General features: G+C 70.2%; 15 protein-coding genes. 6 read left to right on the top strand and 9 right to left on the bottom strand.

Annotated elements, in window-relative coordinates; genetic code table 11:
• Positions 1-2 precede the first annotated feature (2 nt).
• The 4 genes from ACFVFQ_RS06105 to ACFVFQ_RS06090 form a co-directional block, all read right to left on the bottom strand.
• A complete protein-coding gene (locus tag ACFVFQ_RS06105; RefSeq protein WP_383409442.1) occupies positions 3-731 on the bottom strand; it encodes a lasso peptide biosynthesis B2 protein in 729 nt (242 codons plus the stop codon).
• On the bottom strand, positions 724-2,550 hold the full coding sequence (locus tag ACFVFQ_RS06100) for an albusnodin/ikarugamycin family macrolactam cyclase (RefSeq protein ID WP_383409440.1): 1,827 nt from the start codon (positions 2,548-2,550) through the stop codon (positions 724-726). Before ACFVFQ_RS06100 ends, ACFVFQ_RS06105 begins: the two co-directional genes overlap by 8 nt.
• Before the next feature lie 73 nt (positions 2,551-2,623).
• Complete coding sequence (locus tag ACFVFQ_RS06095) at positions 2,624-2,761, bottom strand: albusnodin family lasso peptide (RefSeq protein ID WP_383409437.1); 138 nt, start codon at positions 2,759-2,761, stop codon at positions 2,624-2,626.
• A complete protein-coding gene (locus ACFVFQ_RS06090; RefSeq protein WP_383409435.1) occupies positions 2,746-3,390 on the bottom strand; it encodes an ATP-binding protein in 645 nt (214 codons plus the stop codon). Before ACFVFQ_RS06090 ends, ACFVFQ_RS06095 begins: the two co-directional genes overlap by 16 nt.
• Before the next feature lie 217 nt (positions 3,391-3,607).
• Here ACFVFQ_RS06090 and ACFVFQ_RS06085 point away from each other — a divergent pair, with 217 nt between their 5' ends.
• Entirely contained in the window at positions 3,608-4,879 is a 1,272-nt protein-coding gene (locus tag ACFVFQ_RS06085; protein ID WP_383409432.1) for a helix-turn-helix domain-containing protein, read from the top strand.
• Between the two features lie 32 nt (positions 4,880-4,911).
• Here the strand turns inward: ACFVFQ_RS06085 and ACFVFQ_RS06080 are convergent, their stop codons facing one another.
• From ACFVFQ_RS06080 to ACFVFQ_RS06060, 5 genes are all read right to left on the bottom strand, one after another.
• Positions 4,912-6,621, bottom strand: a complete 1,710-nt coding sequence (locus tag ACFVFQ_RS06080) for a relaxase/mobilization nuclease domain-containing protein (protein WP_383409429.1) — start codon at positions 6,619-6,621, stop codon at positions 4,912-4,914.
• 6 nt (positions 6,622-6,627) lie between these two features.
• Positions 6,628-7,065 carry a plasmid mobilization protein gene (locus ACFVFQ_RS06075; protein ID WP_383409426.1) on the bottom strand — a complete coding sequence of 146 codons (438 nt, stop codon included), beginning with the start codon at positions 7,063-7,065 and terminating at the stop codon, positions 6,628-6,630.
• Positions 7,066-7,369: 304 nt separating this feature from the next.
• Complete coding sequence (locus ACFVFQ_RS06070; protein WP_383409423.1) at positions 7,370-8,215, bottom strand: DUF2637 domain-containing protein; 846 nt, start codon at positions 8,213-8,215, stop codon at positions 7,370-7,372.
• Positions 8,216-8,307: 92 nt separating this feature from the next.
• A complete protein-coding gene (locus ACFVFQ_RS06065) occupies positions 8,308-9,027 on the bottom strand; it encodes an ATP-binding protein (RefSeq protein ID WP_383409420.1) in 720 nt (239 codons plus the stop codon).
• Positions 9,024-9,950 (bottom strand): hypothetical protein, encoded by a 927-nt coding sequence (locus ACFVFQ_RS06060; protein ID WP_383409417.1) that lies wholly within the window; start codon positions 9,948-9,950, stop codon positions 9,024-9,026. The genes ACFVFQ_RS06065 and ACFVFQ_RS06060 overlap by 4 nt, the downstream gene beginning before the upstream one ends.
• 347 nt (positions 9,951-10,297) lie before the next feature.
• Between ACFVFQ_RS06060 and ACFVFQ_RS06055 the strand changes: the two genes are divergently transcribed.
• From ACFVFQ_RS06055 to ACFVFQ_RS06035, 5 genes are all read left to right on the top strand, one after another.
• Entirely contained in the window at positions 10,298-10,837 is a 540-nt protein-coding gene (locus tag ACFVFQ_RS06055) for a helix-turn-helix transcriptional regulator (RefSeq protein ID WP_383409414.1), read from the top strand.
• A 181-nt stretch (positions 10,838-11,018) separates the two neighbouring features.
• On the top strand, positions 11,019-11,246 hold the full coding sequence (locus ACFVFQ_RS06050; RefSeq protein WP_383409411.1) for a helix-turn-helix domain-containing protein: 228 nt from the start codon (positions 11,019-11,021) through the stop codon (positions 11,244-11,246).
• Positions 11,246-12,472, top strand: coding sequence for a tyrosine-type recombinase/integrase (locus ACFVFQ_RS06045; protein ID WP_383409408.1), 1,227 nt, complete (start codon positions 11,246-11,248; stop codon positions 12,470-12,472). The genes ACFVFQ_RS06050 and ACFVFQ_RS06045 overlap by 1 nt, the downstream gene beginning before the upstream one ends.
• 172 nt (positions 12,473-12,644) lie before the next feature.
• A complete protein-coding gene (locus ACFVFQ_RS06040) occupies positions 12,645-14,714 on the top strand; it encodes a GNAT family N-acetyltransferase (protein ID WP_383409405.1) in 2,070 nt (689 codons plus the stop codon).
• The gene (locus ACFVFQ_RS06035) at positions 14,711-15,190 is read left to right on the top strand and encodes an ASCH domain-containing protein (RefSeq protein WP_383409402.1); all 480 of its coding nucleotides are present in this window, start codon (positions 14,711-14,713) and stop codon (positions 15,188-15,190) included. Before ACFVFQ_RS06040 ends, ACFVFQ_RS06035 begins: the two co-directional genes overlap by 4 nt.
• Positions 15,191-15,386: the final 196 nt, after the last annotated feature.

The raw sequence follows: 15,386 nt of genomic DNA, 5'->3' as shown, positions 1-15,386 counted from the left end.
GGTCAGAGCTGGTGCTGATGGTGGCCTCCTATGGTGAGTGCCGGGGTGTAGGCGTGCGTCGAGGGTGGTTCGGCGGCCGGACTGCCGTCGTCAGTTTGTACCCAGGCGTGGAGTCGTACGGGGTCCGGGGCGACGCCGTGGCACCAGGTGGCCGACAGGCGTCGTGAGGCGAGGAACAGCACGGTGGCGGCGGATTCCTCCAGGCAGGCGGTACGCGATGGTGAGTACCAGCCGGCCCGGCGGACGGCGCGGACGGCTGCCTCCGCCTGATCGTGGGTAGCGGGGTGGCGGCAGGTTGACGCGACTCTCGCCAGGACGGTTGTGATGCGGTGCAGGGCGGTGCTGCGGGGGCCGAGCCGTGTGAGGGCGAGGACTGCGGCGAGTGCGGCAGTGGCGGTGAGGGTGCCGGGGCTGGGGGCGGGGTGGATCGTTCCGGCGGTGTGCTCTGCGCTGCCCCAGCTTGCGGGTGCGGATTTGGCGGGGAGGGGTGCCGGCCAGGGGGTGGGGGTTGCGGAGGGGCGTAAGAAGCCGGTGGCGAGGAGTCGTGTGCTGAGGGTGGGCGGGAGGGTTGTCAGCTGTCCGGTGGTTGCTGCGTCGTGCCAGAGCTTCGCTGCGTTGGGCAAGAGGCATTGGACGTTGCTGGTGCGGTAGTTGATGAGGACGAGCACGTGGTCGAAGTCCAGGGCTCGGACGTGTTCGGGGGCGGTGACGAAGCGGGGTGGGTCAGTCATGCGTACTCCGGAGGGACTCGGTCGTCCACAGGGGCGCGGGGTTGCGGTGGTGGGCGGTCAGCCAGGCTTCGGCGGTCAGGGCTTGTTCGAGGGTGGCGAGGGGTGTGGGGATGCCGGCGGCGGCTTCGCGCAGGGCGCGGTCGAGCGCGGTGGGGTTGATGAGGCCGAGGTCGGCGAGGTGTCCGTGGGCCAGGGCGCGGAGGTCGGGGAGGTTGGCGCGGAGGCCGGTGTAGTGGTCGGCGTCGAAGCTGCCCTTGGTGGTCCGGGCAGCGACGGCGGGCGGGAGTAAGCCGGTCATGGCGCGGCTGAGCAGGGGTTTGTAGGCGTGGATCGGTGGGCGCTGGCTGATCGGGGTCCTCAGTACTGCGTCCATCACGGCCGGGTCGAGGAGCGGGTTGTGCAGGTCGATGCCGTGGGTGGCGGCGAGTTGTGCGTCGGCGGCTGCGGTGCGGGCGACCTCGCGGATCTCGTCGATCAGGGACCGGACGGCGGCGTCGAGGCCGGGCAGCGGGTCCGGTGTGGCGGCGGCTTGGAGGGCTGCCTGGGTCAGGAGGTGGCGGGCTGGTGGTTCGGCCCAGGTGGGGAAGGACAGGAGGGGGAACCAGCGGACGCAGCCGTGATCGTTGCGGTTGCGGGTGCCGACGGCCTGGGCGAGGTCGGCCAGGGCTTGGCGGCGGCTGGTCCTGGCGGCTTTGGCGGCGTCGCGCAGGAGGGCTGGCACCTGGGTGTGCCGGAGGCGGGCCCAGCCGAACGCCTCCCCAACTGCGCGCTTCCAGTGGCCGTGACGCAGCAAGTCGGCTAGGTGGAGAGGCGGTTGGAACAGGACACTGTCACCGCCGTCGCCGGTCAGGTGCGTACGGGTGCCGAGTTCGGCACGCAGCCAGTCCAGTTGGGCGATCAGGCGGGCCTGCGTGAGAGTGGAGGGGGCCGGCTCGTCGGTGGCTGGCGTGGCGGTGATGCGGGTGTAGGGCAGGTGCTCTGCTGTCATCGGCAGCAGGTGGTGGGCGAAGAGGCTGGGGTACGCCTTGGCGGTCAGGCGTGCGTAACGCAGGTCTGCGCCGGAGGTGTTGCCTTCGGGGTGGATGGTGACGGCGTCGAGGCGGCGAGGCGGGACGACCGCGTGTGCCGCCAGGACCGCGACGGAGGTCGAGTCCAGTCCTCCGGACAGGTCGCACGACAGGTTGGGGTCGTGTGCCGCTCGGAGTGCCACGGCGTTGGTCAGTGCGGAGCGCAGACGCTGTGACGGCGCCGTGGCGGAGTCGGTGTCGGGAGAGGGGCGCCACACGGTCGTCCACCTCTGGGGGCCGCCGTCGGCGGGCAACACGACGCGACTGCCGGGCGGGAGCTGCCGGATTCCGTCGAAGAACGTTCGTGTGCCGGCCAGAGCGGGCACGGACGGCACGAAGACCGCGCACGCCAGACGTTGGACGTCCACAGCGGACCCGATGAGCGATGCCAGGGTTCGGGCGGAGGTGCACCACGCCCAGGTGCCCTGGTAGGCGGTGAGGTAGACGGGGTAGGCGGCGGCCGGGTCGGTGTAGACGTTGACACCGTCCTGGGTCTCTTCGAGGACCACGTACGAACCGGGCCAGCGCCATGCGATGTCGTCCGGCAGTGGGGCGTCGATCAGGCGCTGTGTCTCGGAGCTGGTGGCACCGCACGGTCCCAGGATGAGGACGTGCCGCCGACCGCTGTCGTCGGACACCGAGCGGGCAGGGCCGTTGCCCAGACGCCATGTCGCTGACCCGGCCGCGACGGGCTCTGCCTCGGTCGGCCAGGGGCGGAGCGTCCGTGGGCTGCTGAAGCCACCGAAGATCACCGGTTCCTCCAGGAAGTCGGGTGCCGGTGCGTTGCCGGCCCTCAGGATGGGGCCGGCAACGCACGCACGTGGGTCAGTTGTAGGCGCGGCGCTTGTCCTCGCTGTGGCCGCCGCCCTGGCCCTCGGTCAGCTCGACGGCGTCGCCGATCTCGACGGCCACCAGATCGTTGTTCTCCCCCTCGGCCGGGGCCGTGTTCAGCTGGTCGGGCATGGAAGTGCTCCTTCTGCGTTCGGAATGTGCGATGGGTGTTGCTGGCCGGCCCTGGCCTCGGAATTACTGGCCGAAGCGGGCCGGAGACTTGTGTGACGGCCGTGGCGACCGTGGCGAGCACGGTTTGCTGCTCGGACGGCCATCGGGAGCCGGCGGGCCGCGCCCAGCCGGCGGGCGACGGCTCGGGCTGCTTGCCGTGGGTGAAAGACGAGCCGCCGGCGGGCGATCCGCTGTGCTGGCAGGGCGAGCTCGGCCCAGATGCATTTGCCGCAGGTCGTCCGCTTGGCGCCGTGGCGGAGTGAAAGGCTGCCGACGAGTGCCATTCCGCGCCCGGCTTCGTCCTCGGTGCCCGCGCGGTGTGGAACGGGCAGGATGAGCGAGCCGTCGTAGACCTCGACCAGGAGGCGACGCCGGCTGAGGTTGGCGGACAGCGTGAGGGTCAGCATCGCGCCGGTGCCGTGCCGCACGGCGTTGGTGACCAGCTCCGACGCGACGACGCTCAGTGCGGTATCGGCAGACTCGTCGAGGCGGAGCCCCCATTTTTCCGCCAAACCCTTGACGTGGCGACGGCCGATCGGCACGGCGGTCGGATCACGGACCAGGAAGAAACTTCGGCTGTGTACGCGCATGACGGGCCCCTTCGACAGACAACGGACCGGACGTGGAAGCTGAAGGCCGCGAGGCGGGGAGGGATTGAACGCCGGGCGTTCGCCTGCTTCGCTGAGGAGCAGTCAACTCCCCGTGCGCAGACCGTTCCGGTGCCAGCGAGGGGTGCGTTTTCCCGTAGGGGGCCGCTTTGGGGGGCCAGGTTCGGGCTCACGACTGTCAGACGCTTGGGGGACGGGCATGATGGCACCAGACGGCATCGGCGCCATGCTGCGAGGACTCCGGGAGACCGCCGGGCTCACGCGCGAAGAGCAGGCCCTGGCCTTACAAGAGGCCCAGGACGGCAAGTGGTTCGACCCGGAGAACCTCAAGCGCTGGGAGACCGAACGCCGTCTGCCGACGCCGGTGTGGCACGAGCTGCTGGCGGCGGTCTACGGGTGCACCGTGGAGGAGATCGTCCGCGCGGTGGCAGCGAGTCGGCGCTGGCGTCGACTGCAGCGACGCAGTGGTGGAGACGGAGAGGAGGGTGCGGCGGTGAAACGACGGCAGTTTCTCGGTGTGGCAGCAGGGGCGACGGGAGCGGTCGCCCTGCCGGGGATCGCGGAGGCGCGCGCGGGCATCAACGCCGGCCTCTCCGACTCCGATTCAGGCGATCTCGACTACCTGGCCGGAGCGTTCGAGCGCCATCGAGGCGGCTACCGCGGCCGCCCGCCCGGCGCCGTCCTCGCCCAGATGAAGGGCGACCTCGAACTTCTACGGGACGTGCTCAGCCGACCCATGCGGGCCTCCGCCAGGGCGGACCTCGCCCGAACGGCGGCGGGAATCACCGGCCTGGTGGCGATCATCCAGCACGACCGCGGTGACCAACGGGACTCGATCGGCTGGTTCGCCACCGCAGAACAAGCCGCGCGGGAGTCGGGCGACCGCCACATGATGGCCTGGAGCCTGGCCCGGCACGCGATGGTCCCCCTCAACTACGGTGCCCCGCAAGCCGCCGCCGACCTCGCCATCCGCGCCCGCGCCGAAGCCGGCCGCACCCCGACGGCCTCAGCCGCACTCGCCGCCGCCGTCACCGCCCGAGCCCTCGCCTCCACCGGAGACCACCAAGGCGCCCTGCGCGCGATCGCCGACGCCCGCTCCATCGCCGAGCGCCTGGACACCACGCAGGCCGCCGACACCTGGTTCGGCTACCCCACGCAAAAACACCACGTCCACCTCTCCCAGGCATTCACCCTCATGGGACGCACCCGCGAAGCACGCTCCGAGCAACAAGCCGCACTCGCCCTCACCCGCTCCCCCTCCGTCATGACCCGCGCCCTGCTGGCCATGGACGCCGCAACATGCCTCAACGCCGACGGAGACCCCACCGCGGCAGCAGACATGGCCGCCGACGTCTGGCAGCGACTGCCCCAGGCATACCGGGACGGCCTGGTCCGAACACGCGCTGAGGTCCTGCACCAGTCGCTTGTAGGCGGTGCCCACAACCGGCTCGGGGAAGCCCTAGCCGGCTGACCGGGGGCGGAGACGAGGCGGAACAAGCGCGCTCATCGTCGCCGGACCCGGCTCGTCTGCTGGTGCGCGACGGTGGATGTCGCGGAAACCGGAGCGGACGCACTCCTGGGGCGCTGCGATCGAGGCGGCGAGGCGGGCGGGGTGATGTAGCCGAGGTGTTGTAGCCGCCAGACGAGGACGTCGCTGATCGAGTCGGCGCTGTCGAGTTCGCGTTGTGCGGCGGCTTTGGTCAGGAGGGTGGTGGCGTCGTGGCCGGCGCGTTCGGCTTGGTCGAGGACGGCGGTCAGGGCGTGCCAGCCTGGTTCGGCCTGGAGGCGGTCGGCGAGGTGGGGGAGGGTGGTGCGGACGGCGTTCGTCTGCCGTTGCCGTACCGGGGCGGGGAGACGCTGGCCGTAGGCTCGCATGGCAGCCAACGGGGTTGCGGCGGTGACCTGGTAGGCGGCGCGGAGGTGGTCGGCGGCGCGTTGTGCGGCCTCGGCTTGCTGGGCGTGGTTGCGGGCGGCGTGCCACCGGGCTGCGGCGACGACGGCGAGGATCACGATGTCGAGCACCAGGGCGGTGGCGGCGCCATCTGGCCCGTGGCCGAAGGCGGTGCCGGAATGGACGACCTGGTTGGCGGCGCGGCGCAGGGCGTACATCTCTGCGTCCTTGGCGCGGATGTGGGAGCGGGTGGCGCGCTCGAAGTGCCGTGCTGCTTCTCGCAGTTCGGTTCGTGTGCTCCCGAGGGAGGTCTGGGCGAGGGCGTCGAGGACTTCCCCGACGCCGATCAACTGGGCTGCCGCTGCGCCGTCGTCGCCGGACGCCAACGTATCGAGGGCCTCACCGGTGGCCTGGGCGGCGAAGTGGCGGGCGCGGGCCGGTGCCGTGGCGCCACTGCGTTCCAGAACTGCGGGCGGCTCGGGCATCTCGGCGCTGGCCGTGAATCGCTTGCGGATGCGGGGCAGGGACAGGTCCGGTGCGAGTTTGGAACCGGAGTACCAGATGGGCTCGCCGGCCTTGTTGCGGTCGCCGACGATGGCGACGGAGTAGCCGAGCACGTCGCCGGAGGGTGCGAGGCGCTTCTTGATGCGGACGCCTTCGGCGGCGAGCCGGTCGAAGAACTCGGCCTCGTTGGTGGCGCCGGCCAGGGCGCGGTGGACGTGTTCGCGTAGCAGCTCGCGTGAAGCGCCGTCCTGGCCGAGGCGTTCGGCTTTGCGGCGTTCGGCGGTGGTGGGGCGTTGGGCGGCGGTGCCGTCGCCTTCCTTGAGGCGGCGTAGGCCGAACTCCTTCTCGATCTTGCGGCATTCGGCTTGGGCGCGGGTGCCGTCTTTGTGGTGGCGGGGGCGGGTGCGGTCGGCGCGGACGAGGGTGGCGACGAGGTGGATGTGGTCGGGGGCGTGGCGGACGGCGATCCAGCGGCAGGCTTGGTCGTCGCCGTCGGGGGCGATGCCGGTGGCGGCGAGGATGCGGCGGGCGACGGTGGCCCATTCGTCGTCGGACAGGGTTGGGTCGCCGGGGGCGGTGCGGACGGGGCAGTGCCACACGTGCTTGTTGGGGGCTTTGTCGCCGAGGGCGTTGACCCACAGGTCGAGGTCGGCGGCCAGGTCGCTGAAGGTGGCGTTGGGGTCGCGGCCGGGGTCGGGGAGGTGGGGGTCGTAGGCGGCGGCGAGGTGGGGGTCGATGTGGGCTTCGATGTCGCTGGTTCGGTAGAGGTAGTGGAGCAGGCCGATGGTGCGGCTGCCGCGGGAGACGTCGGGGACCAAGGCGGTTCAGCTCACCAACGTCCGTGCGGCGGTGCGGATTTCGGTGGCGGCGTGGGCTACGGCGTCGGCGACGCGGGCGATGTGGAGGGCGTCGCCACCGGAGTTGAGGACCTTGGCGATCTGGTTGAGGTTGGTGCCGGCGCGCACCAGTTGGATGCGGGCGGCTTCGAGGCGGTCGAGCGCCTCGTCCCGGTCGAGGCCAGGGCGGCCGTGGAGTTCGGCGTGGACGGCCTGGGCGATGAAGCGGGCCTTGGAGACGCCCTTGCCGTCGGCGGCGTTTTGGATGTCGGTGGCTTCGGTGGTGCTGGCGCGGAAGGTCAGGCGCACGGAGCGCTGTCGGGGCTGACGGGAGCGGCGTCGCCCCTGCTTCACCTTCCGCTCGTGGCCGCCCTCGGTCGCGAGCTGCTGGTCCTGCGCTTCCTGGCGCTGGGCCTCCGCCGCCACCCCTGGGGCGGGGGCAAGCGCGTTGGACCGGCCTTTGGACGGTCCAACGCTACAGCTTGCTCCGCCTGGGGCAGGGGTGGAGGTGTGCGCGCGGTCGTGGTGGGTGGGGTTTTCGGGGTTCGGGGTGTGCATGTGGGGTGGTTCTCCGGCGGGCGGGATGGGGCGGGGGATGGCTGTGACCGCTGATGAGCGGAACGGGGGCACCACAACCGGGGGTGGCGTGTATGGGCGAGGGGTGGCCTCTGGTTCCTTGGCGGTGGGCGTTGGCCCGTTGGGCGGTCGGTTGGCCTGACCGGATATCCGGTCAGGTGGTGTGGCTTTGATCCGTGGGGCGGTCGGCCTCGGCCCGGAGGATCTTCATGATTTGGGTGAGCCGGCTTTCGGCGATGGTCAGCTTGGCTTCGTGGATGGCATCGCGGACCACCGTGCGGGAGGGCTTTCCGTGCGCGTCGCTTGCCTTGCGTGCGATGTCGAGCAGGACGTCCAATTCCGCGGCCGGGGGCCGCCCGTAGCGGGGGCCGTCCGTAGCGCCGGACTGCGGAGCCTGCTCTGGGGCGTCGGCCTCGGCCTGAGGTTCCGGGAGTTCCGTGGGCTCCTCCGGGTGGGGACGGCTGACTTCCGTGCGGTCACCGGGGTGCGGCGGCACCACTTCCGTGCAGGTAGAAAACGGGGCTGCCGAGGTTGGGGTGTGGCGGGCGATGAGGATGTGGAGGTGGACGGCGCCGGCCAGGGCGAGTGGGGCGAGGGTGGAGAGCACTCCGACCGTGAGGTCGCCGAGGCGCAAACCCGCCTCCGTGGCTTGCTGGTTGAGGCGTACGGCGTGGAGGGCGTTGGCCCAGATACTGGCGGTGGTGGCAGTGCCGAAGAGCGCCCAGACGTAGAGCCGTGAGCGGAAGGGGGCGGCGCGCAGGATGATCAGGGCGCGGACGCCGTAGGCGATGAACCCGTCGATGACGAGGGGGAAGAGGTAGGTGAGCAGTCCGCGGACGTGGATGGCGGTGGCCATCTGCTGCAGGGCGTCGTAGGAGAGGGCGCATCCTGCGGCGCCGAGGGCGGTGATGGCGGCGCGGTCCCAGCCGGTGGCGCGGCGCTCATCAGCAGCCGGCGGCACGGGATTTGGGGTGGGGGCGGCTAGGGCGAGGTGGGGCATGTGGGTCTCCGGAGAGTCCGCCGCACCGGTGGACGGGAGCGGTGCTGGCGGGGTGGAAATGTGGGGCGAAGAAGGCAGGGCGCAGGGGCCTGTTAACAGGCGGTGGGCTGCCTTCTGCGGTCGGTGCCGTTGAGGATGACGCGGGTGGTCATCTGGGCGAGGCGGGAGGCGACGCGGTCGCCTACGGCGTCGCGGAGCTCGGTGATGGGCAGGTTGGTGGTGACCAGGGTGGGGAGCATCTCGTTGTAGCGGCGGTTGATCAGCCGGTACGTCAACTCCTCTGTCCACTCTGAGGTCTTGGCCGCGCCGAGGTCGTCGAGGATGAGCAGGGGGCAGCGACCCAGGGACCACAGGGTGCGTTCGGGGTCGTGGCCTTGGCGTGGGCGCAGGCCGGCGTAGAGGTCGGCTGCCGTGGTGGCTTCCCAACGCAGCCGGACGCCGGCGGCGAGCAGGGAGCGGACCGCGCCGTATGCCTGGTGGGTCTTGCCGGTGCCGGTGGGGCCGGCGATCAGCAGCGACGGGCCCTCCGCGATGCCGGGGGCGCCGCCGGGCCCCCTACGGCCAGCACGGGTGATCTCCTCGACCCAGGCGGTGACTTCGGGGTGGTCGGCCAGGGCGCACCGGTAGCGGGCTGGGATGCGGGCGTCGGCCAGCTCCAGCGCGGTCACCGGCTCGGCAGCCGGTTCCTCGGCGGTGGCCGCGTCGAGATCGACGCCCCGGCTGTCGAGGATCGCGCGGAGCCGGGTGGCGATGGCACCGGCGCGCTCCGGCTCACGGGCTGCCGTGTCTGTGGCGGTTGCGACTGTGGTCACAGCTCACCCCCGTAAGCGGCTTCGACGTCGGTGGGGTTGGTCCAGGGGCGATGATGTGCCGCGCGGGCGGGCTGGGTGGCGTTCATGGCCTCGTTGACGAGGCTGGGCAGCACGCTGGGGCTCAGGCCCTTGACGCGCAGGCGCTCCAGTCCCGCGCGGACGTGGTCGGGGGCGATGCCTTCGCCGAGGAGCTGGTTGACCTCACGTCCGAGATGGCCGAGGAGTTTCTCGGGCGGGCGGTGGGCGCACGAGCCGACGAATTCGCCGATCAGCTGCTTGGCCGAGACGGTGTCCGGCGCGGGGCCGCCTGCGGCCCCCACAGGTACTGATCCTAGATCCAGGATCCTAGGTCCTAGATCCGGACGATGAGGGCTCACGGAGGGCGCGGTGAGTCCTCCCTGCCCCCTCACTGAGGGATCACTGACACCCTCCTGACCTGCGGTTTCGCCGCGTGTTACGGAGGGCTCGCGCATTTCGCGTGAGCTGTCGGTGAGGTCTCCGTGAGGTGTCACGGAGGAGGGCGTGAGGGCTCCCTGCATTGGCCGTGAGGGCTCACTGCGCTCGCTGCGCGGTGCTCCGTCGTGGTGGGGGCAGGCGGGGGTGCGGACGCCGCTGGGCCGGTTGATCTTCTGGTGGCGGCTCCAGGTGACGATGTGCAGGTACCGCTTGCCGTCGGCGCCCTCGTAGCGGCAGATCAGGTCCGCGCCGGCGAGTTGGGTGAGGTCGTCCTCGACACCCATGGGGCCGTGCTCGGGGCGAAGGGACCACAGCAGTCCGGCGATGACGGCGGCCTGGTCGCGGAACCGACCGTGGTCGTCGGCCTGGGTGAGCAGGCCGAAGAAGGTCCGCTCGGCGGTCACGGAGACCTGGGCGAGGGACTCGGAGGCGAAGGCTTCCGGCTTGATGGTGCGTATGCGTGCCATGCCTATCGCCCCGCCTTCGCCGACGGGCGGCACGACAGGGGTGCGGGGAAGGTACGCCGGCACGTACTCTGGGGCATAGAGCTCCTCACACGGCAGGCCATCGAGGCGGCAACCTCGGCCTGACCGGTAGATCGTTCAGGGATGGGCGGTGGTGGGGACTTCGCTTCGGCCCCGGTGTTAGCGCACCGGGGCTTTTCGCGTTCCTGGGCCCGAAGCGGGCTCAGGGCATCTATTGTACCAGCCATATTGCTGATCGCAGAAGAGCTCTGCATCGCGCAGAAACGATGCTACTCTTTTGGGGTGCTGCAAATCGCAGTGCCTTGTTACGTCACGAAGGAGGGTTGGCTGTGGAAGACCACGAGGCGTCCGGTGAACCTCTGGTGCTCCGAGGCGAGGAGAACGTCGGCGTACGGATCAAGTTGGAGCGGGAGGCCCGCGGCTGGAGCACCAATGCGGTCTCGGACCGGCTGAACGAAGCGGGCTACGAGATCAACCCGTCCGCCGTGTGGCGCATCGAGAACCGCAAGCGGCGGGTCAATCTCGACGAGGCCATCGGCTTCGCCGAGCTCTTCGGCATTTCCCTCGAAAACCTCGTCGGTCCGCCGAGACTGGCCGCTCACGCCCGCGCGATGGAACTCATTGAGGACATCCGGCTCCGTTACCGCGAGATGCGTCTGGCCAACCGCGCCGCCGCCGAGGCCCGCGACGCACTCGACGCCTACCTCGCGGAGCACCCCGACCTTCGGGAAGAGGCCGACGTCCTCGTCTCGAACGCAATCGCCGAGGACCTCATGGCCTCCATGCAGCCCCCCGGCTTCGTGCAGCAGGCACCCCCGGCGGAACCGGAACCGGACGACACCGACACCAGCACCGGCTCCGACCGCTGACCTCCCCCCAGGGGCCACAGGCATTGCGACCACCGCCCGCCCGGAACCTTCCCACCACCGCCCATCCCACGATCACCGGCCAGGCCGGGGTTGCCGCCCCGCGCCCGCCAGACGAGGACCATCCTTGCGCCACCCCGCAATACCCCCTGCCCTGCCTTCGCCCTCGCGCGCGACGGGGGAGGTGAACAACCACGCAGCCCCCCTGCTGAGCGTGCCCGAGGTCGCCGAACTCCTCGGCACCAGCGAGCGCTTCCCCCGCCGGCTGATCGCCGAGCGGCGCATCCGCTACGTCAAGGTCGGACGCCACGTCCGCATCCCACAAAGTGCGCTCGACGCGTACATCGCGGCCCGCACCGTAGAGCCGGTGCGCCAGCCCCGCTCCCGCTCCGGCTACCGGCTGGCGGTCTGATGGCCCGCAAGCGCAAGCCGCAGAAGCGGCGCTACGGGTCCGTCCGCCGGCTCCCTTCGGGGCGCTGGCAGGCCCGCTACCCGGATACGAACGGAGACCTGCGCGCGGCGCCGGAGACGTTCGAGACCAAGACGGACGCGGAGATCTGGCTCACCCAGACCGAGGCCGACCAGACGCGCGGCGACTGGGTCGACCCGCACGCCGGTGAGGTCAACTTCCTTGAGTACGCCACGAAGTGGATCGACGAGCGCGGCCTCGCCGCGACCACGGACGAGCTGTACCGCAGGCTGTTGCGCCTGCACCTAGAGCCCACCTTCGGTGAGCTGGACGTCAACGAGATCAGCGCGGCGAAGGTGCGGACCTGGCGGGCCGAGCGTCTGACGGCGACGGGCGCGACCACGGTCGCCAAGTCCTATCGCCTCCTCAAGGCGATCACGGAGACCGCGGTCGACGACGAGCTGATCCGCCGCAACCCGTGTCGGATCAGGGGCGGGGGCAGGGAGGAGGCCGACGAGCGTCCGATCGCCACCGTCGAGCAGGTCTTCGACCTCGCCGAGGCCATCGGGCTGCGCTGGCGGCTGATGATCCTCCTCGGCGCGTTCGCCTCGATGCGCCCGGAGGAACTCGCTGAGCTCCGGCGCAAGGACGTCGACCTGGACGAGGGGACGATCTGGGTAAAGCGCGCGGCCCCGGAACTGACCACGGGCAAGCGGGTCATCGGCGACCTCAAGTCCCGTGCCGGCAAACGGGAGATCGTGCTGCCCCGGTTCGTGCTCACCGATCTCCGCCAGCATTTGGAGTGGTTCGCCGAGCCGGGCCCGGAGGGCCTGGTCTTCGTCGGGGAGCGCGGCGCGCCCTTCCGCCGGTCCACCTTCGGACGCAAGTACCGCAAGGCGCGGAAGAAGGCCGGCCTGCCCGACGACTTCCGCTTCTACGACCTGCGGGGCACCGGCAACACCCTGGCCGCCGACACCGGAGCCAAGCTCAAGGACCTCATGGTCCGCGCCGGCCATTCCAGCGAGCGGGCCCAGCTCATCTACCAGCACTCCAAGAAGAGGCACCAGCGCAAGATCGCCTCTGACATGGACGCCGATGTACGCCGTCAGCGCCAGCAGGCGGCAGAACGCGAGGAGCAGTCCGGGGAGTTGGCCACCGTTCATCGCCTTGTCGTTCCGACCGGAGCTGGTGAGGAACCAGGGGAGGCGGGCGCGTTGGCTGAGCGATAAAGGGGCGTGACCGGAGACCAGGGCTGGGCCGACGACCGTCGGCCCAGCCCTGCCGTACCTGTCTCCCATACCGGTCTTGATCGAAGGCGGTCTTGGCCCAGGGCGGCTTCCCCTGTATGTACAGACAGGACAGCTGAACTGGCCAGTGGCAAGTTCTTCCGGAGGGGGACGCGTGGCGATCAAGATCGTGCCTGTGGCGGAGGCGCAAGCGGAGTTAGTCGATGCGGCCGTGGCGTTGGGCGACCGCTATACCAAGACGCTGGGGTTGCTCACGCCGCCCGCGTACCGGACACATGCGAGTGAGGGGGGTCTGCTCGTCGCGGTCGACGACGGTGTGGTGATCGGCTACGCGTTGTTCGGACTTCCGAAGCGGAGCCCGTATGTGCGGCTCGCGCACCTGTGCGTCGCGGAGGAACACCGCGGGAAAGGTGCGGCGCGGCTGCTGGTGGAAGAGATACGACGCCGGCACCGGGACCGGCTCGGGATCAAGGCGAAGTGCCGTCGTGACTACGGCCTCAGCGAGATGTGGACGAGCCTGGGTTTCGTTCCGCGTGGCGAGGTCCGTGGCCGCGGCCGGGACGGGGAGACGCTGGACGGCTGGTGGTTGGACCACGGCCACCTGGACCTCTTCTCCGGCATGGAAAGCGAAGCGCTGCTGGTCGTGACCGTGGACCACGGTGTCTTCGCCGACCTACGGGGGAGGGTACCTGCGGGCGAAGCGGCGGAGTCACAGGCCCTTGAGGCCGGCTGGTTGACGGACCTCGTCGAAATCGCCTGCACGCCCCAACTGCACCATGAGCTCAGGGACATCGCGGACACCACTGAGCGCAAACACCAGAGGGCAGCCTCGCAGGGGCTGCGCCAGGTCACCCCGGACGCGGATGCAGTCGCGGTACGGAGCCGCGAGCTGCTGCAGGCGGCCCGCACCGTCGTAGGGGGCAACGACCTGCCGGGCGACACCGAGTTGTTGCGCCGCCTGCACTACGTGGCCGAGACATCGTGCGCCGGCCTGCAGGTTCTCGTGACCCGGGATCCAGTGCTGAGGCAACTGGCCGATGTCGCCTGGAACATCGCCAGGGTGAAGGTGGTGACACCGTCGGTAGTGACCATGCATGTGGACGAGTTGCGACAGGCGCAGATGTACCGGCCGGCCGACCTCATGGGCACGGAATTCCGTGCCGGCGAGGTGGCACCCGGGGCGGAAGCCGAACTCATAGCGTTCTTCAACCAGTCGGGAGACGACAGCGGTTCGGGGTTCGCCCGGCGTCTGCAAACCTTGGCCGGGGACACGGTCGTATGGCACCGCGAGTTGCTGCGTGACGGACAGGGGCGCCCGGTCGCCCTCTACGTATGGGCGATGGACGGGCGGACCCTGACCGTGCCCGTCCTGCGCACCGCGGCGCACGCTTTGGAGGAGACGCTCGCGCGCCAGATGCTGTTCTTGCTGAAACGACTCGGGAGGGACTGCGGGGCGCAAGTCGTTCGTGTCTCGGATCCCTTTCCGTCGCCCGCAGCCAAGGCAGCTGCGGGCGACGACGGCTTCTTCGAGCACGAGGGCGGGCTGGCGTCCCTCCTGGTCGATGCCTGCGGGACCGCCCGTGAGGTGGAAGCCGTGGCCGGCGAGGCGGCACGCGAGCTGGGCCGTGCGGAGACGGCACTTCAGGCCGACTTGCCGGCGGGGGTTGCGGGCGTCGTTGAGCGGGTTTGGTGGCCGGCGAAAGTGATGGACTCCCAGCTGCCGTCCTTCCTCGTGCCGATCGAACCCCGTTGGTCCACCGAGCTGTTCAACGTTCCGGCGACGCTGCTGCCACGCTCCGATGAGCTGGGGATCAGTAGAGAACACGTCTACTACCGCTCTTCCGGGCGTCGCGGTGAGAGCGTCCCGGCGCGGCTGCTCTGGTACGTCAGCAAGGGCTCCTCCCATGAGGAGGGCCAAATGGTGGTCGGCTGCTCGCGGTTGGACGAGGTGGTGATCGACCAACCGGATGCCCTGCACTCGAAATTCGAACACCTGGGCGTATATGGTCGAGAGCAGGTACGCGATATCGCTCGCAAGGATGCTTCAGGCCGTGCCATGGCTTTGAGGTTTTCGGACACCGAGATCTTCCCGAGGGTGGTGCCGCTGCGGCGATTGAACTCACTAGCCGGAAGCCTGGGACTACAGTTTTCGCTGATGTCGCTGTCGAAGATCAGCAACAAGCTGTTCCAGGCGGTCTACGAAGAGGGACACCGAGGGACGTGAACGATCTGGACCGCGCGATGCTGCTGTCCGTACATCCCCGCTTCGCTACCGCGATCCTGGCGGGCAGCAAGACGGTCGAGGTGCGCCGTCAGCGCGTCGCCGCGCCACCTGGCACCACCGTCGTCCTCTACGCCACCGCGCCCACGATGGCCCTGGTGGGGTTGGCGCGCATCGCGGCGGTCAGTGTCGGCTCCCCACAGGAGGTGTGGCGCGCCCACCGGGCCCAAACCGGCATCAGCCGACGGGAGTTCGACACGTACATGAGCGGAGCTACCCAGGCCAGCGGGCTCACACTTGAAGAACCCCGGCCCTTCGAGGAGCCGGTGCCGCTCAGCGCCCTGCGGGCCGCCGGCACCTTCCACCCGCCGCAGAGCTACCGGTATCTCAATGGCGAAGCGCTCAGGCAGGTGAACGAAGCCTCGCCTGCTGCGGGCACGGTCCTCCGCGGAATCCTGGGGGATCCCGTACCGGCGTAGGCCCTTAGCCTATGGAGCAGGGGCCGGGTCGCCGAGTAGTCGGCCCGGCCTTTGTCGTGCCGGTCTTGGCCGTGGCGATGCCAGGGCGTGACTGAGCCCCTGACTCGGCCTGTGCGTGGTGGAGTTGGCCCGGGTGAGCGGTTTGAGCGGCCCGCGGGTGCGAGTGGTCGTGATGGGCGATACCGGGTCGCGAATG

Source organism: Streptomyces sp. NPDC057743 (assembly GCF_042798755.1).
GTDB lineage: Bacteria > Actinomycetota > Actinomycetes > Streptomycetales > Streptomycetaceae > Streptomyces.
The sequence above is the reverse complement of the archived record's forward strand: the minus strand, read 5'-3'. Positions and strand labels throughout refer to the sequence as shown.